Source organism: Ignavibacteria bacterium, assembly GCA_016873775.1.
In the GTDB taxonomy this organism is placed as follows: Bacteria; Bacteroidota; Ignavibacteria; order UBA10030; family F1-140-MAGs086; genus JAGXRH01.
Genome location: VGWC01000007.1, coordinates 1 through 24,908, shown reverse-complemented (window position 1 = coordinate 24,908; position 24,908 = coordinate 1). Strand labels below are relative to the sequence as shown.

At 39.0% G+C, this 24,908-nt stretch carries 21 protein-coding genes; 2 read left to right on the top strand and 19 right to left on the bottom strand.

What is annotated here, in order from left to right; genetic code table 11:
* Positions 1–44: 44 nt before the first annotated feature.
* From FJ218_01980 to FJ218_01890, 19 genes are all read right to left on the bottom strand, one after another.
* Positions 45–2,609: a glycosyltransferase family 1 protein gene (locus FJ218_01980; protein MBM4165684.1), complete on the bottom strand. Its 2,565-nt coding sequence runs from the start codon at positions 2,607–2,609 to the stop codon at positions 45–47.
* Positions 2,610–2,711: 102 nt separating this feature from the next.
* Complete coding sequence (locus tag FJ218_01975) at positions 2,712–4,757, bottom strand: M1 family metallopeptidase (protein ID MBM4165683.1); 2,046 nt, start codon at positions 4,755–4,757, stop codon at positions 2,712–2,714.
* 86 nt (positions 4,758–4,843) lie between these two features.
* Complete coding sequence (locus FJ218_01970; protein ID MBM4165682.1) at positions 4,844–5,380, bottom strand: hypothetical protein; 537 nt, start codon at positions 5,378–5,380, stop codon at positions 4,844–4,846.
* Positions 5,361–5,900: a DUF2085 domain-containing protein gene (locus tag FJ218_01965; GenBank protein MBM4165681.1), complete on the bottom strand. Its 540-nt coding sequence runs from the start codon at positions 5,898–5,900 to the stop codon at positions 5,361–5,363. Before FJ218_01965 ends, FJ218_01970 begins: the two co-directional genes overlap by 20 nt.
* Positions 5,900–9,370 (bottom strand): hypothetical protein, encoded by a 3,471-nt coding sequence (locus tag FJ218_01960; protein ID MBM4165680.1) that lies wholly within the window; start codon positions 9,368–9,370, stop codon positions 5,900–5,902. Before FJ218_01960 ends, FJ218_01965 begins: the two co-directional genes overlap by 1 nt.
* Positions 9,371–9,383: 13 nt before the next feature.
* Positions 9,384–10,469, bottom strand: a complete 1,086-nt coding sequence (locus FJ218_01955) for a T9SS type A sorting domain-containing protein (protein MBM4165679.1) — start codon at positions 10,467–10,469, stop codon at positions 9,384–9,386.
* A gap of 72 nt (positions 10,470–10,541) precedes the next feature.
* Complete coding sequence (locus FJ218_01950) at positions 10,542–10,733, bottom strand: type II toxin-antitoxin system HicB family antitoxin (GenBank protein MBM4165678.1); 192 nt, start codon at positions 10,731–10,733, stop codon at positions 10,542–10,544.
* 40 nt (positions 10,734–10,773) lie between these two features.
* Positions 10,774–12,225, bottom strand: a complete 1,452-nt coding sequence (locus FJ218_01945) for a phosphoglucomutase/phosphomannomutase family protein (GenBank protein ID MBM4165677.1) — start codon at positions 12,223–12,225, stop codon at positions 10,774–10,776.
* Between the two features lie 76 nt (positions 12,226–12,301).
* Entirely contained in the window at positions 12,302–12,520 is a 219-nt protein-coding gene (locus FJ218_01940) for a DUF167 domain-containing protein (protein ID MBM4165676.1), read from the bottom strand.
* A 77-nt stretch (positions 12,521–12,597) separates the two neighbouring features.
* The gene (locus tag FJ218_01935; GenBank protein MBM4165675.1) at positions 12,598–13,902 is read right to left on the bottom strand and encodes a phosphopyruvate hydratase; all 1,305 of its coding nucleotides are present in this window, start codon (positions 13,900–13,902) and stop codon (positions 12,598–12,600) included.
* A 197-nt stretch (positions 13,903–14,099) separates the two neighbouring features.
* Positions 14,100–14,288, bottom strand: a complete 189-nt coding sequence (locus tag FJ218_01930) for a hypothetical protein (GenBank protein ID MBM4165674.1) — start codon at positions 14,286–14,288, stop codon at positions 14,100–14,102.
* Positions 14,289–14,466: 178 nt separating this feature from the next.
* Entirely contained in the window at positions 14,467–15,105 is a 639-nt protein-coding gene (locus FJ218_01925; GenBank protein MBM4165673.1) for an SCO family protein, read from the bottom strand.
* Positions 15,102–15,875, bottom strand: a complete 774-nt coding sequence (locus FJ218_01920) for a multidrug ABC transporter permease (GenBank protein ID MBM4165672.1) — start codon at positions 15,873–15,875, stop codon at positions 15,102–15,104. Before FJ218_01920 ends, FJ218_01925 begins: the two co-directional genes overlap by 4 nt.
* A gap of 79 nt (positions 15,876–15,954) precedes the next feature.
* On the bottom strand, positions 15,955–16,905 hold the full coding sequence (locus tag FJ218_01915) for an ATP-binding cassette domain-containing protein (GenBank protein ID MBM4165671.1): 951 nt from the start codon (positions 16,903–16,905) through the stop codon (positions 15,955–15,957).
* A gap of 319 nt (positions 16,906–17,224) precedes the next feature.
* The gene (dnaK, locus tag FJ218_01910) at positions 17,225–19,150 is read right to left on the bottom strand and encodes a molecular chaperone DnaK (GenBank protein ID MBM4165670.1); all 1,926 of its coding nucleotides are present in this window, start codon (positions 19,148–19,150) and stop codon (positions 17,225–17,227) included.
* 369 nt (positions 19,151–19,519) lie between these two features.
* Positions 19,520–20,458, bottom strand: a complete 939-nt coding sequence (gene trxB / locus FJ218_01905; GenBank protein ID MBM4165669.1) for a thioredoxin-disulfide reductase — start codon at positions 20,456–20,458, stop codon at positions 19,520–19,522.
* Positions 20,459–20,641: 183 nt separating this feature from the next.
* Positions 20,642–21,085: a nuclear transport factor 2 family protein gene (locus tag FJ218_01900; protein ID MBM4165668.1), complete on the bottom strand. Its 444-nt coding sequence runs from the start codon at positions 21,083–21,085 to the stop codon at positions 20,642–20,644.
* Between the two features lie 64 nt (positions 21,086–21,149).
* Positions 21,150–21,845 carry a nicotinate-nucleotide adenylyltransferase gene (locus FJ218_01895; GenBank protein ID MBM4165667.1) on the bottom strand — a complete coding sequence of 232 codons (696 nt, stop codon included), beginning with the start codon at positions 21,843–21,845 and terminating at the stop codon, positions 21,150–21,152.
* A gap of 5 nt (positions 21,846–21,850) precedes the next feature.
* Positions 21,851–23,167: an HlyC/CorC family transporter gene (locus tag FJ218_01890; GenBank protein ID MBM4165666.1), complete on the bottom strand. Its 1,317-nt coding sequence runs from the start codon at positions 23,165–23,167 to the stop codon at positions 21,851–21,853.
* A 405-nt stretch (positions 23,168–23,572) separates the two neighbouring features.
* Between FJ218_01890 and FJ218_01885 the strand changes: the two genes are divergently transcribed.
* Positions 23,573–23,755 carry a hypothetical protein gene (locus FJ218_01885; GenBank protein ID MBM4165665.1) on the top strand — a complete coding sequence of 61 codons (183 nt, stop codon included), beginning with the start codon at positions 23,573–23,575 and terminating at the stop codon, positions 23,753–23,755.
* 131 nt (positions 23,756–23,886) lie between these two features.
* Positions 23,887–24,660, top strand: a complete 774-nt coding sequence (locus FJ218_01880; protein MBM4165664.1) for a hypothetical protein — start codon at positions 23,887–23,889, stop codon at positions 24,658–24,660.
* The last annotated feature ends 248 nt before the right edge of the window (positions 24,661–24,908 follow it).

Below are 24,908 nucleotides of genomic sequence, written 5' to 3'. Positions count from 1 at the left end.
ATATTTTTAAGTAAAGGAATAAATCGTTTAACGATTTGTTTGCATTATGCTCCCTGTGGCCAAAATATTAATCCCGTTTCAAATTTTGAACTGGAATCATCGTGTTTCGGTAAAACGCGAACCTGAAATCCGTGCAAACCGCTTGTACGACACGGAATATTTCCTGCAAAAATATGGTGACCTTTTTTCTGTTCACTTTGATGAGCAAGTTGCAATATTTCCCACTCGACAATTTGTTGATTCTTATCTATCAAACCATATAACACTTCAACACTTACATCATCTGGACGAATCGAATCCAAAAACATTTCTACGACGATATTTAATTCAGAATGCACCAACAATTGGTCATGTCCGTTAGTCTTCAACGATTCAAGTTTAATTTTTCCCCAATGCTGCTTCACTGAATGTTTCCATTTTGCAAGCGATTTGCCGCGCGAGTAATTATTTTCCGACAGTGTAGTTTTATGCTGAATCATTGGCACATAATAGTTTCTTGCATAATCGCTTACCATTCGATGTGTATTGAATGCAGGACACAATTGTTTTAAATCTTGTTTCATCATTGCAATCCAACCGTGGGGAATAAAATCGCGCTTACGGTCATAGAAAAGTGGAACAATTTCTTTTTCCAACAAATCATAAATAGCATCGGATTCGACTTTGTTCTGCAACACTTCGGAATCGTACACTTCTTTTTTCCCAATTGCCCAACCATTACCTTGCACATACGCTTCATCCCACCAACCATCAAGAATAGAAAGATTGAGTACGCCATTAATTGCCGCTTTCATTCCGCTTGTTCCGCTTGCTTCTCGTGGACGCAAAGGAGTGTTCAGCCAAATATCTACCCCGCGAACAAGATAACGCGCAAGCGAGAAATCATAATCTTCAAGAAAGATTATTTTATCGTGTAAGCGTTCATCGCGAATTTTGTGAATGATTTCCCGAATAACATCTTTCCCCGGTTCATCTTTTGGATGCGCTTTTCCTGCATAAATAATCTGCACAGGATGCGCATTTTCCGAGAGAATTTTTACTAATCGTTCAATATCTCTGAAGAGTAAACTCCCGCGTTTATATGTTGCGAATCGCCGCGCAAATCCTATCGTAAGTGTTTCAGGATTCAGAACGGATGATGCCATTTCAATTTCATTCAATGCTTCTCCGCGTTTTTCTAATTGCTCTTTCATTCGTTTTCTTGCATAAGCAATTAGTCGTTCTCGACGCCGTTCGTGTGTACGCCAAAGTTCACCATCGGGAATAGTATCAATGCGTTTCCAAATTTCCGGGTCTGCAGGATTTTCTCTCCACCGTGTTCCGATGTAACGGTCAAATAATCCTGCCATATCTCGCGAAAGCCACGTATCTATATGCACACCGTTCGTAATATGCTGAATCGGAATTTCTTGCGTGGGAATATCGGGGTAAACATGCGTCCACATTTTTTGCGATACTTCCCCATGCAACTTACTCACTCCGTTACTATACACCGACAAACGCAACGCAAGCACAGCCATCGAAAACGTATCGCTTGTATCCCACGGTTTTTCCAATCCTATCGCGCGGAATTGTTCAAACGGAATTCCCAACTCGTCGCAATAATGTTTCAAATATTTTTGTAAAACATCACTTGGAAATTTATCTATACCAGCAGGAACGGGTGTATGTGTAGTAAATATATTGCCTGCGCGCACTATCTCTATTGATTCTTCAAGAGAAAGTCCTGTTTGAACATATTTTCGAATATGTTCCATCGTTAGAAATGCTGCGTGTCCTTCGTTCATATGATACACCGTTGGGTGAATTCCTAATGCTTCCAATGCATACATTCCGCCGATGCCAAGCATTACTTCCTGTTTAATACGCAATTCTTCCTGGTCGCCGCCGTACAATTTATCGCAAATATCCTGGTCCTGTTGAGCATTTTGCGGAATGTTTGTATCAAGCAATACCAATGGAACACGGCCTATTTGTGCAATCCAAACTTGGGCATATACTTTTCGCGCTGGATAATGCACGACAATAACTAACGGCTTCCCGTCAACTGTCCGTTGCAGCCGAATCGGCATATTGTAAAAATCATTCGTCCGATAATCTTCCAGTTGATAACCATCGTTATTCAATCGTTGATGAAAATATCCAAGTTGATACAACAGTCCAACGCCAACGAGAGGCAAACCTAAATCGGAAGCGGATTTCAAATGGTCACCAGCGAGAATTCCCAAACCACCGGAATAAATCGGAAGGCAATCAGTAATTCCGAACTCCATCGAGAAGTACGCAATTTTTTTATCAAGACAATCGGAATAATTTTTCTCGAACCACGTTTTTTTTGACATATACGCGTCAAATTGTTCCAGCACACGTTTCATTTGGGAAAGAAATCCATCGTCGTTTATTCGCTCAAATAACTTTTCCTGCTTGATTGAACCAAGCAATTTTATCGGATTGAAATTACTTTTTTCCCACAGTTCCGGGTCAAGACGCGAAAACAAATCAACTGCATCATGACTCCACGACCACCAAAGGTTGAAGGCAAGTTCATTGAGCCGTGCCAACTGTGAAGGAATGGATGGAACAACTGTGTATGTGCGAAGTGGAATCATAAAGTTCGTAACCTAATTAATTTTTCAAATCGTGGGAAAATGTAGTAAATTCTTTTTTAGATTTCAAACGTAAATCGAAAACTTTTGAATTTTTCTCGTTCGTTATTGTATTTTCACTGCATATTCTTCATCTTCAATTTCCCACGTTCCTTCAGCAACGCGTATGCCTTCTCTGAAAACAACATACGAATGAGGATACGGTAATAGTTGCATCTGAACATTGTTTCCAATCGGCGCAATCCAACAAACTAAACCGTTTGCAGAAAAAGAATTGTCTGCAATTTCCATAACTCCAAGTGTGTTTGTCGTATCGAACCAAATTGAATCCCGATACATAGCAGAATCGTTCACTATACGCAAGGGAAAATATTTTTCAAATTTCTCCGCGATGGAATTTTGTTTTTTCGTTCCATACAGAAAAACACGCGCGCGCTGTAAATCGGAAAGAGTAACTGCAGAATCCACTTTCATCGTAATCCACCATCCTCCTTTGTCCATTGTCGCTGAATCTCTTCGCGCGTACTTCCACAACGAATCCGTATTTGCTTTTGAGCCGATAATCATTATCCCATCTGCTGGTTCACGCAAATCGCTGAATCGCGGCGGCATCTTTTTAGAAAGCAAAATATCTCTGCGAGGGTTGAGAATAACTTCTCGCGGTTTCTCCTTCGTACGTATTTCGAATGAAACATCGTTTATATATTTTCCGTTTTCAAGTTTTCCTAAAAAAATTTTTTTCTCTACGGTATCCCGTTCACTCCGCGCTTCAACAAAAACCGGCGTTGTAAATTGTTTATAACCGACAACTCGCACGTTTCCTTTTGTTCGCCAGTGTTGTTCCGAAAAAAACGTTTTCACATTGTATAATTTCAAACGTGGAATGCCGGTGTTTTTTACCCATTGCTCAAAAAACCAATCGAGGTTTTTTTCAGAAAGAACTTCCGCAAGTGTTTGAAAATCATCAAGCGAAATTTTTTTCATCCAAAAATTTTTTGCAAATGCAGAAAGCAATTCTTCATATTTTTTTTCGCCGATGACAATGCGCAGCATCGTATGCACATAATACGCTTTCAAATACTGCGTCGGAATAGTGCGCAAATCCGCTTTCTTTTGCAACGGAACTTCGTTCTGTTGTTGTGCGCGCACTATCAACGAACGCAATAACGGATGATATTGCAAATCATCTCGCATACTGTTGTCGCCGTTTGTTTCGTGGAACAAACGCGCAGAGAATTCGCACAATCCTTCGGAAAGCACGGCGAGGTCTTCATCATTGACAAAAACAGAAAGTGGCCACCATTGATGCGCTATTTCATGTGGAAGAATTTCCATCGCAGAATTGAATGTATCTTGCGTCGCAAACGTTTGTTTCTTAACAAGAATACACGAAGGATATGCAGCGGCGGCAACGTTTTTCCCCGCAACAAAATCTTCGACTTCCACGATCGCAAGTTTCGGAAAGCGATAGGTGTTGAATTTTTCCTGAAATACCTTCAAAACATTTTTGGAAAGTGAATGTAATTTTTCCACAACCGCCGTATCCGAAAAAGATACATACGTCATTATCGGAATCGAATCAACATAGGTTGTAGCAACATAATATTTTCCCGCAACAAACCATCCTAACGAAGGAACGAGCGTTTCCGTTTTCCAGCAAAAAATTACCGAATCGTTTTCCGTTTTTTTTTCTATCAGTTTCCCAGAAGCAATTGCCTCCCAATCATTCGGAACCTGCAACGTTATTGTTGCAAAACGATAATCGTGAAAACCTTGCGGTAACACGTCTTCTTCGCGCAACACTGCAAACGAATCGGAACAATGTGTCATTTCGTTCGACGGCGTTCTTCCGTGATACTGAAGGACGATTGTATTGGTATCGGAAAGCACATCGCGAATCTGCAACAATGCTCCTTCGCGAAGTGGAATGGTTCTTCTTCCGTTGATTTCTGCAGCATCAATTTCAAACGTTTGGGAAAGCCGAAGCGGAATTTCGGAACCGGAAGTTACAACAACAAACGTATCAACAATGGAAAGCGATTGTTCGGAAGGGAATATTGTTATGTACGCAGAATGAGAAAGCACATTGTTCACGGAATTATTTTCCGATAGTATGTTCTCGACAGCAGCAAGAATTAACAACAGCAACATGGAAGTGGAATTTTTTGAAAAGATATTTTTCACGTTGCGAACATTATTTATCGAGCAGTATTTTTTTACCGTTGCTTTTGTTCATTTCACTGCGATGGCGATTGATTGGAAATTTGTTGATTTTGAACTTGCTGAACATACACAACTTTTGGCTTAAAAATTCCCCATCCGATAAATCCTCCGAACATTCCAAAAACAGGATATAGGAGAAGTGAAAAAATTAAATTCCAGAATGAATATCCCATTTCCATTTGACGCATTGCATTTTCCAGTTGATAAAACGCATCGGGAGGAAACAAATTGCGAGAGTCGCTAAACCAGCGTAATATCATTTCGCGCATCATTTCTCCGAATAATGCAGTGAAAAATCCGGAAAGGAGAAATGAAATACATGCACCGACAAGTCCCGAAAGCGCGCCAACTTGCAAACAATCGCCTGAAGTCATCAGCGGCATTTCCGGAATAAAATGTTGCTTGTAAAAAAATACTGCAATCACGCCGCCTCCAAGAATTCCGGCGCAACAACAACAATTGATAAAACTTAACAACGGAAATGACGAGATAACTCCCGTTAAAACACCTGCATACAGCACGGGCAACATTTTACTTGGTTTGGGATTCATAATCAATGTGAAGGTTAGGTTTGAAAAAAATAATTTCTTTTGTCGCGCTAATAAAAACAGATACAAACGCAACGCCGAATGAAAATCCAACAAGCGTTCCTGTAACGATTCTTCGTACGAGATGTGAAGTTTGGAAGAACGAATATTGTTCGCTGATTCCGGAAATATTCACCAGCACATCGAGTGCGAGAGGAAGAAGAACTATGAAAACGTTGGGAAACGAAAACAACGAAAGCGAGGATAATTTTTTCCAGAACAATATTCCGAAAAAAAAGGAAAAATACATTGCCGAACAGCGCGCGCACACTGCAAGCGGAATATCAACAATGGATATGCTTCGTTCGCTTATTTGATGACAAACGGGAGCGAACATTTTTTTTACTGCGAACGCGATTACTGAAAAATCTTGCGTTAAAAGAAACGGCGGTGAAAGAATTGCAATGCACCACAGCGTTGTTCCTCCCAATAAAATTCGATATGCAGTTTTTTCCGTCATTGATATAAACAAAACTTTTTCCATTACATTTTTGCTGCAACGACAACAACTGCTTTTGTTGAATACACATTTCCGCCGAATGAATCCAACGCTTCGAGAAAAACAATATACGTTCCGATGCGAACAGTTTTTCCATCATCATCTTTTCCGTCCCAAATAATTTCTCCCGTCGCACCGCTTGGTTCGTTGTGAGAAAGTTGGCGTAGCATTCTTCCTTTCACATCGAACATGCGAATGCGAATTGATGCAACGTTTGTCGGAATGTTGTAATTCACAATCGTAAAATCCTCAAAGCCATCGCCATCGGGAGAAAACGGATTGGGTGAAAATGAGAGCGAGGTTGCCGTTGGTTTTGATGAAGTAAAAATGCTGTTCGCCTTTCCCGGCGTTCCGTTGTTTGTCGAAGAACTCCAATTGCGTTTGTCATTTGCGGCAACATTCGGATTGATGCGTTCAAGCGAATGTCCTTGCGTAGAAAGCAATTCGGGATTGTGCCATTTGTATGAATAATGAACGCTATCAATTGCTGTGTTTGTTAAATCGAGAAGCACAACATCGTCTTCGTCGTTATTCAAATTCAAACTTGATTTGTTGACGATGAGAAGTTTTGCAAGCGCTGTATCGAAATTCGGGAATTGTGTTATGAACGATGAATCACTTACAAGAACAAAATAATGTTTCGGAAGAATGTTCAATGTTGTGTTCGATAATTTAAATTGCGTCGGTGAACTATTCGTATCTCGTGCGGAAGAAATATTCCAATTCATTATATCGAGAGTATCGTTGCTACGATTGTAAAGTTCAACGTATTCTGCTTTGTGTGAAAGCGGCTCGTACATTATTTCATTGACGACAATTGAATTTTCAGCATAAGGAAATGCGACTGAGGAAATGAGAGTATCATTACTTCTTCGTTCATCGTTAGTTATATCACAAATGCAAATTATATTTCTTCTTCCTGAAAATCTTGTGTTCCAATCAAACGAAACTTCTATTGAATCTTTGTAATTCAGGTTTGTATTTGAAATTGATTTTGTTCCGATTAACTCGTTTGATTGTGCAAGTGAATCATTATTTCCATCATCAAAAAATTTCACATCGAAATTATTTACTACATTCAATCCTATGTTTTCAACAATTGCAGAAATAGTAATTTGACTTTCATTTCGTGAAGAAAAAATTCCTTTCACTTTCACATCGTTATCTAACGGAGTAATGAAATTTCTTTCTCCCGGAGTTGAAGCAATTTCGCAACTTCCCCAATTTGTTGAATCGTTAGAAAGTGAATCGAAAAATATTCTTTCCAAAGATTTCCCTTCAATGTTTCCTCCCCAACTTGGTTTGTATTGCACAGAATCAATTGTTGAGCCACTTGCATCGTACACAACAACTTCATCGCCGGTATTATTGAACGATGGAAGTTGCGATACTTGAAGGAGAAGAGATGGAATAGTTGAGTGAATCGAATTAAACGCAACTGTATCTTTTGTCAGGACAACAAAACTATCGGGCGGAAGAATTGTTGTGAGCGAAGTGATGGGAACTTTTGTCTCAATATTGTTATCGGAAATTTTCCAAGTCTTTAAATCAAGAGAATCGCCTGTGTTATTGTACAGTTCAACCCATTCAGGTTCATCACCGTTCGGAGCGTACATAATTTCATTCACGACAACACTTTGTGGAAGAATAGAAGTTGTCACATTTGCATACGCGATATTGTTTTGTAAGTTTCCGTCGTTATTTATTTCTGCTTTTACGATAAAATATTTTTCTCCTGTTGTAATCGAATCGTACATTTTGGAAAAGGTAATTGAATCGAGATAATTCAGTGTTTGAGAAATAACATCAGAGAATATTTCTTCATTGATTTGCGAAATTGAATCTCTATTTGCATCACGGTAAAATCGAATGGTAAAACTTGTTAGAGTGTTCAATCCAATATTTTTTACAACAGTATTGAGTGAAACAGTAGAATTCGGTAATGGATTTATCGGAGAAATAAACATCCGCGCAAGAGCAATATCAAATTCTTTCGGTGTAAGCGAATTTATTTTCCCCGGCGTACTTCGCGCTGTATCAATACAACTTCCGAAATTCGATTGACTAAGAGAAGAACTATCAGCAAAGATTCGCTCAAGCGATTTGTAACTTCCTCCCCAACTTGATTTGTAATGTACGCTGTCCATCACGGCATTTCTATTATCGAACAGCACAACGTCATCGCTATCGTTATTCAAACTCGGAAACGATGACACGACAAATACTTTCGACAGAACAAACGGATGAATTTCAAAAAAACTTTCCGAATCTTTTACGACAACGACAAATGAATCTTTCTTCAACCAAAAATCTTTTGTTGTAATCGTGTGTTTCGTTGCAATGTTTTTATCAGAAATTTTCCATTGTTTCAGATTGATAGAATCGTTGGAAGCATTGACAATTTCGAGCCATTCCGGTTCGGGAGAAAGCGGTTTGTACATTATTTCATTCACGACAAGAGAATATTTCGGAACCCCAACTTCTATTTCAGCAATAAACTCGTCGTTTGAATTATCGTCGTCGTTTGCCAATTTCGATTGAACGATAAATCGCTGATTTCCAAATTGAGCGTTTGGAAATATTCCTTCAGCGAACGCAGAATCATTTGGAGTAATAATCGAAGAAATTATTTTCGTATCGAACAATTCATTTTGTTGAGCGGAAGAATCTTTGTTCGCATCGAAATAAAATTTCACTGTATCATTCTGAAACGAAAATAATCCGACATTTTTTATTGTCGCAATAACTCGAATCGAATCTCCGACAATCGGAAACATAGGAAGAAATGCAATGTTCGTAACGCTTGCATCAAACTGTGTTTTCGCAGTAATTGCAATGTCATCGAAGCGAACAAATCCTGCGCTCGTTCCGCTATCGCCAAGAACTCTCCAACGAAATTGAACTTGCGATTGATTATTTAAAACGTTTGGAAGAGAAAAAGCACGGCGTATATAACTATTTGCAACAACATTTCTGAGCGTATCAGAAATTGTAATCGGCGAAGTAGTATCGTTGTTCACAATTGCATCAACAATAATTCCTGAATGATGCGTAGTGTTTCTTCGTTCAAAAAATAGGAGCGAGTCCCCAATTTTTCCTGTAAAATTCAATTGAGGAGAAAATAAACTTTGCGCAATAATAGAATTTGAATCTATCACTGCGTTTGGAGAAGAACGTGGCGCGCTCGCAATTGTTTTGAAATCGCCGTTTGGTCTTCGGTTCGTCGTCGTTGTCCAATTATTCGGCAATACGGGAGGAGTAACAGAATCGAAATTTTGTTGGTAAGGAATGAAATATGTTTGCGAAAGAATTTGTTCAGAAACGAAAAGCAACATCATCACGCAAAGTCGCAGAGTTCTGAAAATAAATTCTTTGTTGTCTTTGCGGCTTCGCGAGAGAAAAATAAAAAAGTCAAGAGCGATTCTTGACTTTGAATTTTTTTTCGACATCTTCATAGCATAGCGAATGTTATTTCTGCAATATCATTTTCTTTGTTTCAGAAAAATTATTTGTCGTTAAGCGATAAAAATATATTCCCGACGATAGATTTGTCCCGTCAAATTGCGCTTCATGTTTTCCCGGTTCCCTTTCTTTGTTGTTCATCAACATCGCAACTTCGTTTCCCAAAATATCATACACCTTTATCGTTACGGTACTATTAACCGATAACGAATAACGAATAACTGTTTTCGGATTAAACGGATTTGGGAAATTTTGTTCGAGGGAAAAGTTTTGCGGTTTAGACAGACTATTTTCTTTTACACCAACTGGAACACCATTATACAACCGGAACGAAGCCGCTGTAGTAAAATTCGGGTTTGTTTCACCGTCAAAACTTGCAACTTCACAAATAATTCCAATATTATTGGAGAGATAGAGATAATTGATAGTTTGCAACGTATCACGATACAACACTAATCCAAAACGATATCCGGCAACAGTGAGCGTATCATCGTGTCGCAAACGCAAAACGTCAAACGAATCAATGCTCGCGCTTGTAACAAGTTTTCCCCAACTATCTGTTTGAAATTTTACTTTTGCATTGATAATAACTGAATCAAGATTTGTAGAATAGTAATACGGAGCGATTTTTATTTTTGAAGTAGAGTTCCACGATTGATTATACGAAAGCGGAAAATTAACGAGAGAAAATTCAGGATTATATTTTGCAACATTAAAATTCGATTGATATTTATCTACAAATCCTGTGTAGAGAAAATTAGAAGAAGTAAGATGATAAAATTCGTATGACGTGTCGTGTTGTTCAATGTTGATTACTTTCAAAGCGTAATTAGAATTTGAAAACGTATTTCCCCACGTTGTAGAATTTTTATTGATAACGTTTTGCGATTGTGTTCGTGTTAAATTCATTGAAGAAAAATCCCACACGTTATTTTCGCCGCTTGTTCCAAGATTCACCGCAACAGTATCTTGCAACTTAAACATTTGCGAATGTCCAATCACTGTATCAATATCAGAAGTATTGATTGTGATTTGAGAAAATAATGTTGTTGAAAAGAAAAATAATGTGATTGTAAGTAATAATTTATTCATAGGTATTTTGTAACATTTTGAATATATGCTTCACAAGATTTTCATTGATTTTCTTGAGTACATCTTTCTTCTTCACGCAAGTTCTAACTCAGCAACTTTACGAACAAATGGAATTGCTCCACTCGTTACATCTTTATAAATATCAAGAAGATTTTCCTTCAACTCCTCAAGCGTTTCTCCCTGTGTCATATAATCGGGATACTCTTCTAAATATCCGAGCCACATTGACTCATCTTGCCAGTAAACATATTTTGTAGTTTCCATAATTACACTTTCAATCTAAAATATAAAATGTAAAATAAATTCACTTTCCTCTAATTGCATCCAACGACTTCTCCACTCTCTCCATCGAATCGGCTTCTGCATAAAATCGAATCAGTGGTTCCGTTCCCGATGCGCGAACTAAAACCCAACCGTTTTTTACGTGGAATTTATATCCATCAACCGTTTCAATCATTTCCACTTTTTCATCGCCGAGGAATTTTGGTTTGCGTTCACATCGTTCGAGAATTGATTTCTTTTCTTCATCCGTAACATGCGCGTCAATGCGTTTGTAACAATGTTTTCCAAATTCGTTTTCCAATTCTTCGACAAGTTCGTGCAGTTTCTTTTGCCGCTTTACCATAATTTCAGCAAGAAGCAATCCGACATACACACCATCGCGCTCGGGCAAATGTCCCTTCACTGCAAGTCCGCCGCTTTCTTCGCCGCCAATCAACACATCACGCTCAGTCATCATTTTGCAAATGTGTTTGAAACCAACCGCAGTCGTGTTAAGTTTCAATTTATATTTTTCGCATTGCTTATCCACCATATTCGTAACGGAAAGCGATTTCACTACTTCACCGCTCCATTTTTTTTCTTCGACAAAATATTTCAGCAGAAGCGAAAATATTTTATGCGAGTCAACAAAATTTCCGTTCTCATCCATTGCGCCGACTCTATCCGCATCACCATCCGTTGCAATGCCGATGTGAAAATGTTCCTTCGCAATTTTTTTACTCAACTCGCTCAAATTATTTTCCGTCGGCTCGGGATGTGTTCCTCCAAACGATGGATTGAACGTCGCGTGAATTTCCGTTGCGGGAACAATTTTATTCAAGATGTGCATTCCCGCGCCGTACATTGCGTCGTGCAAAATGCGAATTCCCGAATCAGAAATTTTTCCCACATCGAGTTTTCGCGCAATGTCATCAATGTAAAGATGCGACATATCAATGTATTCGATAAGCCGCTCGTCCACAAGTTGTTTGAGAGATTTCGGATAAGTGATTGCAGATTTCGATGAAAGAATTTTTGCTAAATGTTTTTCCACTTCCGCAATCATTTCGGGATGAGCAGGTCCGCCAAATTCTCCTTTGATTTTGAAGCCGTTGTATTTCGCGGGATTATGACTTGCAGTAATAACAATTCCACCTGCAGCGCGAAAATATTTTGTCAGCAGCGAAACCATCGGCGTGGAAGAAATTTTATCCGCGAGTTTTACTTTGATGCCGGTATTTGCAATCACGAGCGCAGAACGTTCCGCAAATTCTTTGGAAAGAAATCGCGCGTCGTAACCAATCACGATTCCGTTATTGATTTTCGGATGCGAAGAAAAATATTCTGCCGTTGCTAACGCGACTTTTTCGATGTTTGCAAACGTAAAATCTTCTGCAATGACGCCGCGCCAACCATCTGTTCCAAATTTGATTGCTGGTTGTGTTGCTTTCTTGGTCGTTGTTGTTTTAGTTTTTGGTGTTGTTGATTTTGCCATTGTATGTATTGTTGTTTGCCACCAATTACACGAATTGCACGAAAAAAAATTTAGTGTCAATTTGTGAAATTCGTGGCTAAATAATTTCAATTATCTTTTTCCTACTCGTCATTCCGCTTACAATATTCACATTCCGTTTTGTTGCAGAAAAATGTTTTGCAAGAAGTTCAATCACTTTTTCGTTTGCTTTGCCATCATTCGGAGGAGCATTTACTTTTACAAGAAAACTTCCATCATCTTGCTGAAGTACTTCATTCGTTTTCGCGTTTGGTTTTACCGTGATGGAAATTTTCATTTTGTTTTATCTCACGCAAAGCCGCGAAGATGCAAAGAAGTTTTTCAGCGTCTTCGCGTCTTCGCGTGAGAAAAAAATTATTTCTTCTTCTTCGTTTTTGCTAATCGCGGAAACGTAGAAACGCCTGCAAATACTGCATTCGTATCCAACTCTTCTTCGATGCGGAGGAGTTGGTTGTATTTTGCAATTCTATCCGTTCGGCTTGCAGAACCGGTTTTGATTTGTCCCGCATTGGTCGCAACGGCAATATCGGCAATCGTTGCATCTTCCGTTTCTCCGCTTCGATGAGAAATGACGTTTGTATATCCCGCGCGTTTTGCCATTTCAATTGCATCGAGCGTTTCAGTCAGCGTTCCGATTTGATTGACTTTGATAAGAATCGAATTACCAACGCATTTTTCAATTCCCATTGCGAGACGTTCCGTATTCGTTACAAACAAATCGTCGCCGACAAGTTGAATTTTTCCGCCGAGTTCTTCCGTGAGCATTTTCCATCCGTCCCAATCATCTTCAGCCATTCCATCTTCAATCGAAACAATCGGATATTTTTTTACCCAACTCGCCCAATGCTTCACCATTTGCTCGCTCGTGTATTTTTCTTTCGATGATTTGTAGAATAAATATTTTCCTTTCTCAAACATTTCACTTGCTGCGGGGTCGAGCGCGATAAACACATCTTCACCTGGTTTGTAATTCGCTTTTGTAATCGCTTCCAATATTACTTCAATCGCATCTTCGTTCGATTTCAAACTTGGCGCGTAACCACCTTCATCACCGACTGCTGTGTTCAATCCTTTCGATTTTAAAACGCCTTTGAGGGAATGAAAAATTTCTGCTCCCATTCTCAGCGATTCAGCAAATGTCGGTGCATTCGCAGGAACGATCATAAACTCTTGAAAGTCCACGTTGTTGTCTGCGTGTTTTCCGCCGTTGATAACATTCATCATCGGCACAGGAAGAACTTTTGCATTCGTTCCGCCGATGTAACGATAGAGCGGAATTTCCAACGCATTCGCCGATGCCTTTGCGCACGCAAGAGAAACTGCGAGAATTGCATTCGCTCCTAAGTTCGCTTTGTTCGGCGTTCCATCCATTTGCAACATATAGGTATCAATGCCGACTTGGTCCAGCGCATCGAAACCAATGAGTTCTTCGGCGATTTTTGTATTTACATTTTCGACGGCTTTCATCGTTCCTTTTCCTGCGAAACGATTTTTTTCACCGTCGCGAAGTTCAACCGCTTCGTGTTCTCCCGTTGATGCGCCACTCGGAACAGCCGCTCGTCCGTGAACGCCACATTCCAAAACGACTTCTGCTTCTACTGTTGGAAATCCGCGCGAGTCGAGAATTTCTCTTGCCCAAATGTCAATAATTGTTGTCATAAAATTTTGCCTTTCAAAAAAAAGTGATTGAGGATTCGAGGAGTCAAGGATTCGTGTGGTTTTAAAACTCACATCGCAAATCTCACATCTCAAATTGTGAAAAAATTGTGGCACAAGTTAAAGCAAAATGGAGAAAAAAAAAAGGTCGAGAAAAGAAATTTTTCTCGACCTTGAATTTGTCAAACAAAATTTCGACGCTACTTATTGAGCATCATCTTCTTTACGGAAGTGAAATGATTTCTATCATCAATCGTCGTGCCTGTTACACGATAGAAATACACTCCGCTCGATAAGTTTGAAGCATTGAATTCAACTTCGTAGTTGCCTTCATCCATTTCACTGCTGTGAATCAACGTTACGACTCCTGTTCCCAAGAATTTTGTCAAACCACGCAATGAATGATAGGTGATGTACGATAGGAAAAACAGTATGGAAGTAAAAACGCAGAAAGCATCATTGTTTTACGCTGTGCTTTGTTTTCTTCTCGTATTTTTTCCCTTCCAAGAAACAAAAAAACTGAACTTGTGAAATTAAGAATAGCATTGAATGTGGGAAGCAAATCAATCATTGTTTGTTCTGCTGAAGTATGTTTCGAATCTTGAAATACAGTTCGCGCATTTTTTGTTCATCTTCCGAATCGAAATAACCAACAATTTCTGCGCGTTCATTTAATAATACAAAATGTTGACTATGAATAATTGTTTCTTCTTCCGTTCCGCCGGAATCGAGCAACGCAAGTTTAAAGTCATTTTTTACCAAACTTGTAATTTCTTTTTTTTCTCCTGTTAAAAAAATCCATTGTACAGAATCACGGATACCAAAATTTTTTGCATACTGTTTTAATACTTCCGGGGAATCTGTTTCCGGGTCAACGGAAAATGAAACGAAACGAATTTCTCTTTCGTATTTAAACATTGTTGAAAGTTCTATCATCTTTGTCGTCATAATTGGACATGCGCCCGCACAACTGGTGAAAATAAAATCAGCGACAACAATTTTTCCGAGTAAATCGTTGCGCGTTACTTTTTCTCCATAGTGATTCATCAGCGAAAAATCGGAAAGAGGAATTCGTAACGAAACACCATTTGCCTCATTTGTTTCTGTTTTCTTGTACGTTTTCCAAACCCAAAGGACAATAACACCGCAAATCACAAGCGATAATATTCCCCACAGCGCGCGTTCGAATAAAGAAAGTGGTTTCATTTTTTTTTCGCTAAAATTACACAAAGAATAAACATCGTTGCCGCAAAGATATGCGTAACAAGGAATGAAATTCCGAATGGATTCAAACTAATTTTCCTCATATCATTATTCCAGTATAAAATATGCCGCAACATATCCAGCATATACGATAGGGGATTGCATTGCATAATCAGCGCAATCCACGACGATGCGCCGCTTGTTGGAAATAATGAACCCGAAAGCATCCACATAGGAACAAATACAAGATTCATTATTGCGTGAAATCCTTGTGTCGAATCAAGCCGCCACGCAAATAAAAATCCCAACGCCGCAAGTCCAAACGAAATAAGAATAATAGTAAGAACTGTCGAAATAAATGTTCCGAAAGTAAGTGAGACACCCGCAAACGGTGCTAATAATATAAACATCGTTCCCTGGAGTGTTGCAAGAATTGTTATGCCGAGAATTTTTCCCAACACAATACTTGAACGTCGAGCGGGAGAAACAAGAACAGATTGCAAGAATCCTTCTCTTCGGTCTTCAATGGTAGAGATGGAAGCAAAGATTGATGTGAAAAGTACAACAAGCAACACTGTTCCTGGGAAAAAATATTCTAAATATCCTTCCGTTTCTTTTGCGCCGGGAATTTTAAATGTTGTTCCAATTCCTGAACCAATTAGCAACCAAAACAACAACGGTGAACCAACAACTCCGATGATTCTGCTCTTTTGTCGTAAGAATCGGATGAGTTCACGTTTGCTTAACGTATAAACAGGAAGAAAAAAAGTCATTGAGAATTTTGGATTTTAAATTTCTGAGTGGTGATTTCCGTTGTGTAAAACAAGAATTGCAAATATTTTCACACGCATTTTACAACACACTAACTGTTGATTGCGAATTGCTAAACTTCTTTCCCGTTTTATGAATAAACACGTCTTCAAGCGACGGTTTGGAAAGTGTGATAGATGTAATTTCGTTCGGAAATTCAGAAACAAGTTGCGGAATAAATTCGTGTGCGCGTTCTCGTTCAATATGAATAATAGAACCGATAAGCATTACATTATTACCGAAACGGTTTTGAATTTTTGAAAAAAGTTCACTCGCATTTTCCGCTCCAATGGAAACAACATCACCGCCGATTTCTCTTTTCAAATCAAAAGGAGTTCCAACAGCAACGAGATTTCCTTCGTCAAGAATTCCCAAGCAATCGCATTTTTCTGCTTCTTCCAAAAGATGTGTTGTCAATACAATAGTAATGCGTTCCTTTTCACGCAATTCGTAAAGCAATTCCCACATTGCAATGCGCGCGCCAGGGTCAAGCCCCGTACTTGGTTCGTCAAGTAACAACAACTTTGGAGAATGAAGCAACGCTTTTGCAATTTCCACTCGTCGTTGCAATCCGCCGGAAAGTTTTTCAACAAACGTATTCGCGCGTTCCGCAAGAGAAAAATGGGAAAGCAATTCTTCAATACGTTGCTTCAAATATGTTCCACGTAAACCGTACAAATGTCCCTGATGAATCATATTTTCTTCAACCGATAATTTCCCGTCGAGACTTGGCGATTGAAACACGACGCCGATATGTTTTCTGATTTCGTTTTCATTGTTTTGAATGTTGTTCCCAAATATCGAAACAATTCCATTGGAATGATGAAGAGTCGTTGAGAGAATTTTAAATATTGTACTTTTCCCGCCTCCATTGGGACCGAGCAAACCGAATATTTCCGCTTCATTCACGGAAAAAGAAATTCCGCGCAAAGCAATATGTTCTCCGTACGAAAAATGGAGATTTTCGCTCGAGATGATTTTTGTGTGATACATTTTTTGCGGAGAAAAATACGAAAAAAGTAGTTGGCAGAATCGAAATACGGTTTTGTGTGAATTAACAGTATTTCACTCTATCGCTACTCACGGATATAAAATAAAAAATGATAATGATTGCTGTAATGAGAACGCGAGAAAGATTTGTAAGAGAAGAAAAAACGAAAACGATTTTTTTTTAGGAAGTATTTCATATTCTATCGTTCTCATTTTGAAACGAAAAGATAGTAACGGCAGGAAAGAAAAGTGTATCATTGAGTGAAAATAAAGAAATAGGCATCTCAATTTCTCAAGATGCCTATGATATATTGAGTTCGAATTATTTCTTTTTCTCATCCACAACTTCAAATTCAGCGTTCTCCACTGCCTTGCCATCTTTCTTTCCGGAATCGGATGAAGAAGATTGCGAAGAAGTTTGTTGTTGCGCTTCAGCAGTTTTCGCCGCTTCGTACATTTTCGTCGAAGCATCGTTCCACAGATTATTCAGCGATTCCATTTTTGCTTTGATGTCGCTTTCCGTTCCGCTCTTCACGGCTTCTTCCAACGAATTCGCCGCAGATTCAAGTTTCGCTTTCGTATCAGCATCCAACTTGTCGCCGAAATCTTTTATTTGCTTTCGCGTATGGAACACGAGATTATCCGCTTGATTGCGCGTTTCGATCTCCTCTTTCTTCTTTTTGTCTTCTGCTGCATGTGCTTCAGCATCGCGTTTCATTTTTTCTACTTCTTCTTTCGATAATCCGCTCGATGATGTAATGCGAATGGATTGCTCTTTGTTCGTCGCTTTATCTTTTGCGAGAACGTGTAACATTCCGTTTGCATCAATATCGAACGTTACTTCAATTTGTGGAATACCGCGCGGTGCCGGTGGAATTCCATCGAGATGAAATTTTCCGAGCGTTCTGTTATCAATTGCCATCGGTCGCTCGCCTTGCAGAACGTGAATTTCCACTGATGGTTGACTATCCGCAGCAGTTGAAAATACTTCGCTCTTCTTTGTCGGAATTGTTGTATTCGCTTTTATCATCGGTGTCATCACGTTACCCATTGTTTCAATTCCAAGCGTCAGCGGAGTAACATCGAGCAAAAGAACATCGGTAACATCACCGGTGAGAACTCCGCCTTGAATTGCTGCGCCAACCGCAACAACTTCATCGGGATTCACGCCTCGGTGTCCTTCTTTACCGAAAATATCTTTTACGAGTTGTTGAACACGGGGAACGCGCGTCATTCCACCGACAAGAACTACTTCATCAATTTGTTGTGGAGAAAGTTTTGCATCGCGTAGTGCGTTTTCTACCGGAACAATACAACGTTTGAATAAATCATCGCAGAGTTGCTCGAATTTTGCGCGCGTTAAATTGATGTTCAAATGTTTTGGTCCATCGGCAGTTGCAGTGATAAACGGAAGATTGATTTCCGTTTGCATCAATTGCGAAAGTTCCATCTTCGCTTTTTCCGCCGCTTCACGCAAACGCTGCAACGACATCGGGTCTTTGCGCAAATCAACGCCTTCTTGTTTTTTAAATTCATCGGCAAGATGTTCAAGAATGCGCTGGTCGAAATTATCTCCGCCAAGATGCGTATCGCCGTTGGTGGATTTCACTTCAAACACACCATCGCCAAGTTCAAGTATGGAAATATCAAACGTTCCACCGCCCAAATCGAACACAGCAACTTTTGAATCTTTATGTTTCTTATCCAAACCGTACGCAAGCGCAGCCGCAGTTGGTTCGTTGATAATTCTTCGCACATTCAAACCGGCAATTTCTCCTGCTTCTTTTGTTGCTTGTCGCTGAGCATCGTTGAAATATGCGGGAACAGTAATCACCGCTTCGGAAATTTTTGTGCCGAGATAATCTTCCGCAGTTTGTTTCATCTTCGTGAGAATCATCGCGCTGATTTCCGGCGGCGAATATATTTTGTCGTCAATGGAAACGCGCGCAGTATTGTTTTCACCCTTCACGACTTTATACGGAACGAGTTTCATTTCCTCGTTCACTTCATCCATAAATCGTCCCATAAAACGTTTGATTGAAAAAATTGTGTTCTTGGAATTCGTAACTGCCTGACGTTTTGCCGATTGACCGACAAGACGCTCGCCGTTCTTCGCAAATCCGACGATAGATGGCGTAGTTCTTCCGCCTTCCGAATTCGCGATAACAACCGGCTCGTTTCCTTCCATCACGGAAACGCACGAGTTGGTTGTTCCTAAATCAATTCCTATAATTTTATTTGATGCCATAATGTTTTTTTCTTCTTAAAATTTGTGGTTGAAATCGGTTCTATTATTACAAGTATTATGCCAAATTACTCGTAAAGCCAAAAACGTATAATTCGTTGAAAATTCAAGTTTTTGACATTTTACATTGAAGATTGACAGATGTGCAATGTTGTCAAATTGTAAGAAGCGTTGGCATTTCAAATAATTCCGATGGGAAATTTTGTCATTCGAACATTCCTTTATTCGCTGTTAAAGAAATCTCGACTCTTCGGTTTTTACTGCGTCCTTCCTCATTGTTATTGGGTACCACCTTTTTTGCTTGAAGCGAAATAATATTTGACAAATTATTTATCAACAATCCAAAACTACCATTTTTTTTAAACACACGTTTTACAAATTTTCTAACCATCGTTCTGCATCAATAGCCGCCATACAACCGCTTCCCGCGGCTGAAACTGCTTGACGATACGTAGGGTCAGCAACATCTCCTGCGGCAAAGACCCCGGATATATTTGTTGCCGTAGATTTTCCTTTCGTTAGAATATATCCGTGCGAATCAAGTTCAATTTGTCCTTCAAATAATTTCGTGTTTGGATGATGACCAATAGCAATAAATAATCCTGCGCAGGTAAGTTTTGAAAATTCATTGGTAATGATATTTTTTAAACGAAGTCCGGTAACAGATTTTTTTCCATTGTTATCCATTCCCAGAACTTCGTCAACGACGGAATTCCAGATGAAATGAATTTTCGGATTTTTTTCTGCGCGTTCAATCATTACTTTGGAAGCGCGCAATGAGTCGCGGCGATGAATAACAGAAACCTTTGAAGCAAACCGCGTAAGATAATTTGCCTCTTCCAAAGCAGTATCTCCTCCGCCCACAACAGCAATTTCCTGATTCTTGAAAAAGAAACCGTCGCACGTTGCGCATGCAGAAACACCGTATCCCATAAATTCTTGTTCCGAAGGAAGATTCAGAAGTTTCGCGGATGCGCCGGTGGAAATGATAACCGCATCAGTTGAATACATTTCGTTGTCGCACCATATTTTAAATGGACGCACGGAGAAATCAACGTTTGTTACAATCTTAAATTCATTTTGCGAACCAAATCGCTGCGCTTGCTTTCGCATAATGTTCATTAATTCCGGTCCCATAATTCCGTGTTCGTAACCGGGATAATTTTCTACTTCAGTCGTAATAGTAAGCTGACCTCCAGGTTGCAATCCTTCGAATACGAGCGGAGAAAGATTTGCTCTTGCTGTGTATAAGGCGGCAGTTAATCCCGCAGGACCAGAGCCGATGATGATAACGTTTGAATAATTTTCCATTTTCGATTTCTGAATTTAGATTTGATGTTTTAGGTTTTGGTTTTAGATATTTTACAAACAATTACAATTATCCAGTGAATGAAGTGAGGAAAAAAAATATGTAAAAAAATACAAAACGTTCTTCAAGTAATTTTCTTTGCTCCAACTCTTCATCCGTTTTAGACAACATTTATTTTTATCGCTCTAATTGTTACTGGACGTATGGTCGTGAACAATTTTCCACTCTCCATCAAACTTTTTCATTACGAGTGTAAAAATTCCATGCGGTTCATCGTTTGCACGTTTCAGTTTCCACTTTCCTAACACCCACGCAACGTTTTCTTCGAGAACGGAAATTTCCAAATCAGAAAATTCGAGTGTTCCCATTTTATCTTTAGTATCGTAATTACGTTTGTATTTCGCTTTCGTCGAATCATATCCGCGCGTAACATTTCCTCCGCTTGTAAATACCAAACTATCTGATTTCCAATATCCTTCCATATAGCCATCAATATCGCCGTTATTCCATGCGGTTCTTTGTTGCATAAGTACGTTATGAATTTTTGTTTGCTCTTTTTCGATTGTTTGTGAAAAAGAAATTGCCGTTGCAATAAATAAAATTGAAATTGGGAATTTGAAATTATGCATAGTTTATAAGTGTAGCGATTGTCATTGATTGAAGATAAGTTGCTGCTTGTCATTGGTATTTCCTTCATTTATACAATTTATTTTTCACGATAAACTTCTCCACTTTTTCCGAGACCAGATACTTCACTGATTTTCCAAGCGCAATTTTCTTTCGGATTTCGCTCGATGATATTTCAATATTCGGAACGTTCACCAATTTTACGAGCGAAGAAAATTCATTTTTATTCATCACAACACCTTCTCTGTTCATTACCACAACGGATGCAAGAGAAAAAATTTCTTTCGGCGATTTCCATGTGTGGAGTTCTAAAAAATTATCTGCGCCGATGATGAAAGATAATTCTGTTTGTGGATACATTTGCTGAAACAGTTTGAGAGTATCAACGGTGTACGAAAAATCTTTTCGCAAAAATTCAACATCGCTGATGTCGAAAAATTTATTTCCTTTGATTGCGAGTTGCACCATTTGTAAACGCATTGCTCCGTCAATTAATTGTTCATTCGATTTGTGCGGTGGATTTCCTGTTGGAACAAAAATAATTTTATCAAGTTGCAATTTTTCTCGCACATTTTCTGCAACAATTAAATGTCCAACGTGAGGAGGATTAAATGCGCCGCCGAAGATTCCTAAACGAGTTGTGAGTTGCGAGTTGCGAGTTGCGAGTTGTGAGTTGCGAGTTGCAAGTTGCGAGTTGCGAGTTGCGAGTTGCGAGTTGTGAGTTACAAGTTGCGAGTTGTGAGTTGCGAGTTGTTTGTCCATAACGATTAACTCGAAACTTGTAACTCCGAACTTGCAATTTTCCTCGCTTGTATTTGCCGAATCTTTCTCTGGCTTTTTTTCACTACGGAAAACGTCCAGCTATCATAACGGATTTCTTCTTTCACTTCGGGAATTTTTCCGGCAAGTTTTTGAATAAATCCGCTAATCGTATCGTACTCCCCTTCTTCGGGAATGGAACTTCCGAAACGCTCATTAAAATCTCCGATGGAAACTTTTCCGTTCACTAAAAACGAACCATCGGCAGTTGTTTCAATTTCTTTCAATTCGTCATCGTACTCGTCGTGAATTTCGCCAACGATTTCTTCGATAATATCTTCCATCGTTACAATTCCCGCAGTGCCGCCATATTCATCGTTCACGATAGCAATATGTAATTTTCGCTGTTGCATTTCGCGCAAGAGTTCGCTGATTTTTTTTGTTTGCGGAACAAAATACGCCGGACGAATGATATCATGCAGCACAATGACTTTATGCTCGGCGAGAGAAATCAAATCTTTTGCATAAACAATGCCGAGAATATTATCGAGGTTTTCCTGAAATACAGGAAGCCGCGAATATCCTTCGTCAGAAACGAGACGGAGCAATTTTTCTTTTTCGGAAGTAATTTCGATTGCGATGACATCTGTGCGCGGAACAAGAATTTCTTTTGCCGTAGTATCGGTAAATTCAAAAATGCTCGAAATAAGTTCGTGTTCGGTTTTATCAATGATACCGCTCTTTGTTCCTTCGTCGAGCATAATGCGAAATTCTTCTTCGGAAATTTTCGATTCGGAAAATGTTGTTTGGTCGTGAAATGGTTTCAAAAAAAGATTACTTGTTCCAACTAATACTTTTACCGCAGGAGAAAAAATTTTTGAAAGGAGGAGTATGAAAGGTGCAATGAGTAATGAAAATTTTTCCGAGTATCGAAGTGCAAGCGATTTCGGAATCAATTCTCCAATTGTTAATGATAGGTACGTAATGAGAGTAACGACCATAACTATTGCAATAAACTCACTATGTTCTGAGATAAACGGAATCTGCAGTTGTCGCAGAGGTTCTTTTAAGTATTGAATTGCGGCTGTACCTCCCAAAGCGGAAGCGAACGAACCGACAACAGTAATTCCGATTTGCACAGTTGCAAGAAACGTATCGGGGTTACTTTGCAATTTCTCGACTATTTTTGCGCGAGTTTTCCCTTTTTCGATTAAATCTTTAATCCGTGTGCGTCGAGTAGAAACAATAGCAATTTCTGATGCTGCAAAGAAACCATTCAGCAAGATCAAAACGAAAATGATAAGAAACTCAGACCAAAAACCCATTGTCAAGAAATAATTGTGTGTAAAATTTGTAATGCAAAATACATCATTTTGCAAAAATAATGCTCAATGTTGAAAGTTGAAAGATTGACTCGCGCGCGAAGCAGTAGAGTTTGTGGAATTTCACCGCTCATATTTGCGGGGAAAAAGTACGAGTTTCGATGGAGAATAGCAAAAAAAAACAAAAGGCAATATCGAACGACATCGCCTTTTTATTGTAAATGCTGGATTGAAGATTGTTATTTCAAAAGAACGAACTTCTTTGTTTCATTGTATCGTACAATGTCGTTTTGTGTTACGCTTAAGCGATAGAAAACGTCATACACTTTCAACGATACAACACTATTCACGAATAACGAATAACGAATAACGAATTACGGTTGCCGGATTAAACGGATTCGGATAATTTTGCAGCAGAGAAAATTCGTTCGGAATTTCAACAACATCGGAAGTTTGAATGAGTTATCAATTTTACTTCCAGTGTTGCGTTTCAACATCGAAGTTGAGTTGAATATTTTTTTGCACGGCAATCAAAAATCACCGAATAGCGCAGGCGGTTCAACAGACTTCCGAGCGTATAAAGGACTATGAACAATCGTTTCACAATACAAGAAATTTTGCACTACCTTAAAAAAAAACTGAAGAAAAAAAAGCAAGTTGTTGCTCTGTATTCTTTTTTCTAATTTTGAACCGTTTTTTTTTTATGTTCAAACATTACTTTTATGAAATACCGATTTTTTTTCTTCACAATAATATTTTCATTACTCTTGACAATTCTTTCCGTTGCGCAAAATGATTCGATAACCACGGATGATAATTTTTTTGATGTTCGTGATAAACCGTCGCATCGTTTTAAATTAGGCGGCGCAGGTGGTTTTACTCCTCGTTATTTATTCTTGAATACAAAAGACTTGAACATATTTCTTGCAAAAGGAAAAGCAGGGCAACTCTCTAACAAAGGAATATTGATGTACGGTGGCGAAGGATACGGATATATTATGTTTCTCAAGAATATTCGTATGGGAGGAATGGGTGCAAGCGGAACAGTAACAACAGAAAATCTTCTGAGGGAATTTCAACTTGATATTAGTTACGGTGGTTTTTTCGTTGGATATGTTCAACCGATAGCGCCACGATTCGACATTGCGCTTGATGTTACACTTGGAGGCGGTGAAATGAATTTACGATTGTGGAGAACGAATAATTCGAAAGTAGTATGGGATGATATTTGGACGCATTTTGGAGATTCATTGTACAGCGAAAACAAATATTCGCAACAAATAGACGGTGAATTTTATACGTATCAAATTTCACTGAACATTGAATACGCAATATTAGAATGGTTGGGAATGCGCGTAGGTGCGGGATATGTAGGAATGACTTCGCCCGAATGGAAACTTGATGCAAAAAATAAAATTGTCGGATTTCCCAGTTCGATTTCCGGAAAAGGAATTTCGTTAAACTTCGGAATTTTTGCCGGATTCTTTGGCGATTGAACGTTTAGTTCTGTTGAATTCCGAGAAATGCGAAATGAAATTGTTCTTTGAGAATTTTTTCCCCGCATTTTTTCCAACTTTTTTAACGTGGCAATAAATTGTGAACTGTGTACACCAGTACAGTTTTCTCTCTCATTATAATTCTCTTTTTTTTTCTCAAAAGTTTTTTTCTTTTACAACGAACGAAGTTCAGTTTGATGCAAGCACGCTTTCGAGCGGAATGTATTTCTATCGTCTCACTGCGCAAA

Coding starts and splice junctions, on each gene's coding strand:
- FJ218_01980 (MBM4165684.1), bottom strand. CDS start 2,609: ATGATTCCACTTCGCACATACACAGTTGTTCCATCCATTCCTTCACAG.
- FJ218_01975 (MBM4165683.1), bottom strand. CDS start 4,757: ATGTTGCTGTTGTTAATTCTTGCTGCTGTCGAGAACATACTATCGGAA.
- FJ218_01970 (MBM4165682.1), bottom strand. CDS start 5,380: ATGAATCCCAAACCAAGTAAAATGTTGCCCGTGCTGTATGCAGGTGTT.
- FJ218_01965 (MBM4165681.1), bottom strand. CDS start 5,900: ATGGAAAAAGTTTTGTTTATATCAATGACGGAAAAAACTGCATATCGA.
- FJ218_01960 (MBM4165680.1), bottom strand. CDS start 9,370: ATGAAGATGTCGAAAAAAAATTCAAAGTCAAGAATCGCTCTTGACTTT.
- FJ218_01955 (MBM4165679.1), bottom strand. CDS start 10,469: ATGAATAAATTATTACTTACAATCACATTATTTTTCTTTTCAACAACA.
- FJ218_01950 (MBM4165678.1), bottom strand. CDS start 10,733: ATGGAAACTACAAAATATGTTTACTGGCAAGATGAGTCAATGTGGCTC.
- FJ218_01945 (MBM4165677.1), bottom strand. CDS start 12,225: ATGGCAAAATCAACAACACCAAAAACTAAAACAACAACGACCAAGAAA.
- FJ218_01940 (MBM4165676.1), bottom strand. CDS start 12,520: ATGAAAATTTCCATCACGGTAAAACCAAACGCGAAAACGAATGAAGTA.
- FJ218_01935 (MBM4165675.1), bottom strand. CDS start 13,902: ATGACAACAATTATTGACATTTGGGCAAGAGAAATTCTCGACTCGCGC.
- FJ218_01925 (MBM4165673.1), bottom strand. CDS start 15,105: ATGAAACCACTTTCTTTATTCGAACGCGCGCTGTGGGGAATATTATCG.
- FJ218_01920 (MBM4165672.1), bottom strand. CDS start 15,875: ATGACTTTTTTTCTTCCTGTTTATACGTTAAGCAAACGTGAACTCATC.
- FJ218_01915 (MBM4165671.1), bottom strand. CDS start 16,905: ATGTATCACACAAAAATCATCTCGAGCGAAAATCTCCATTTTTCGTAC.
- dnaK (MBM4165670.1), bottom strand. CDS start 19,150: ATGGCATCAAATAAAATTATAGGAATTGATTTAGGAACAACCAACTCG.
- trxB (MBM4165669.1), bottom strand. CDS start 20,458: ATGGAAAATTATTCAAACGTTATCATCATCGGCTCTGGTCCTGCGGGA.
- FJ218_01900 (MBM4165668.1), bottom strand. CDS start 21,085: ATGCATAATTTCAAATTCCCAATTTCAATTTTATTTATTGCAACGGCA.
- FJ218_01895 (MBM4165667.1), bottom strand. CDS start 21,845: ATGGACAAACAACTCGCAACTCACAACTCGCAACTTGTAACTCACAAC.
- FJ218_01890 (MBM4165666.1), bottom strand. CDS start 23,167: ATGGGTTTTTGGTCTGAGTTTCTTATCATTTTCGTTTTGATCTTGCTG.
- FJ218_01880 (MBM4165664.1), top strand. CDS start 23,887: ATGAAATACCGATTTTTTTTCTTCACAATAATATTTTCATTACTCTTG.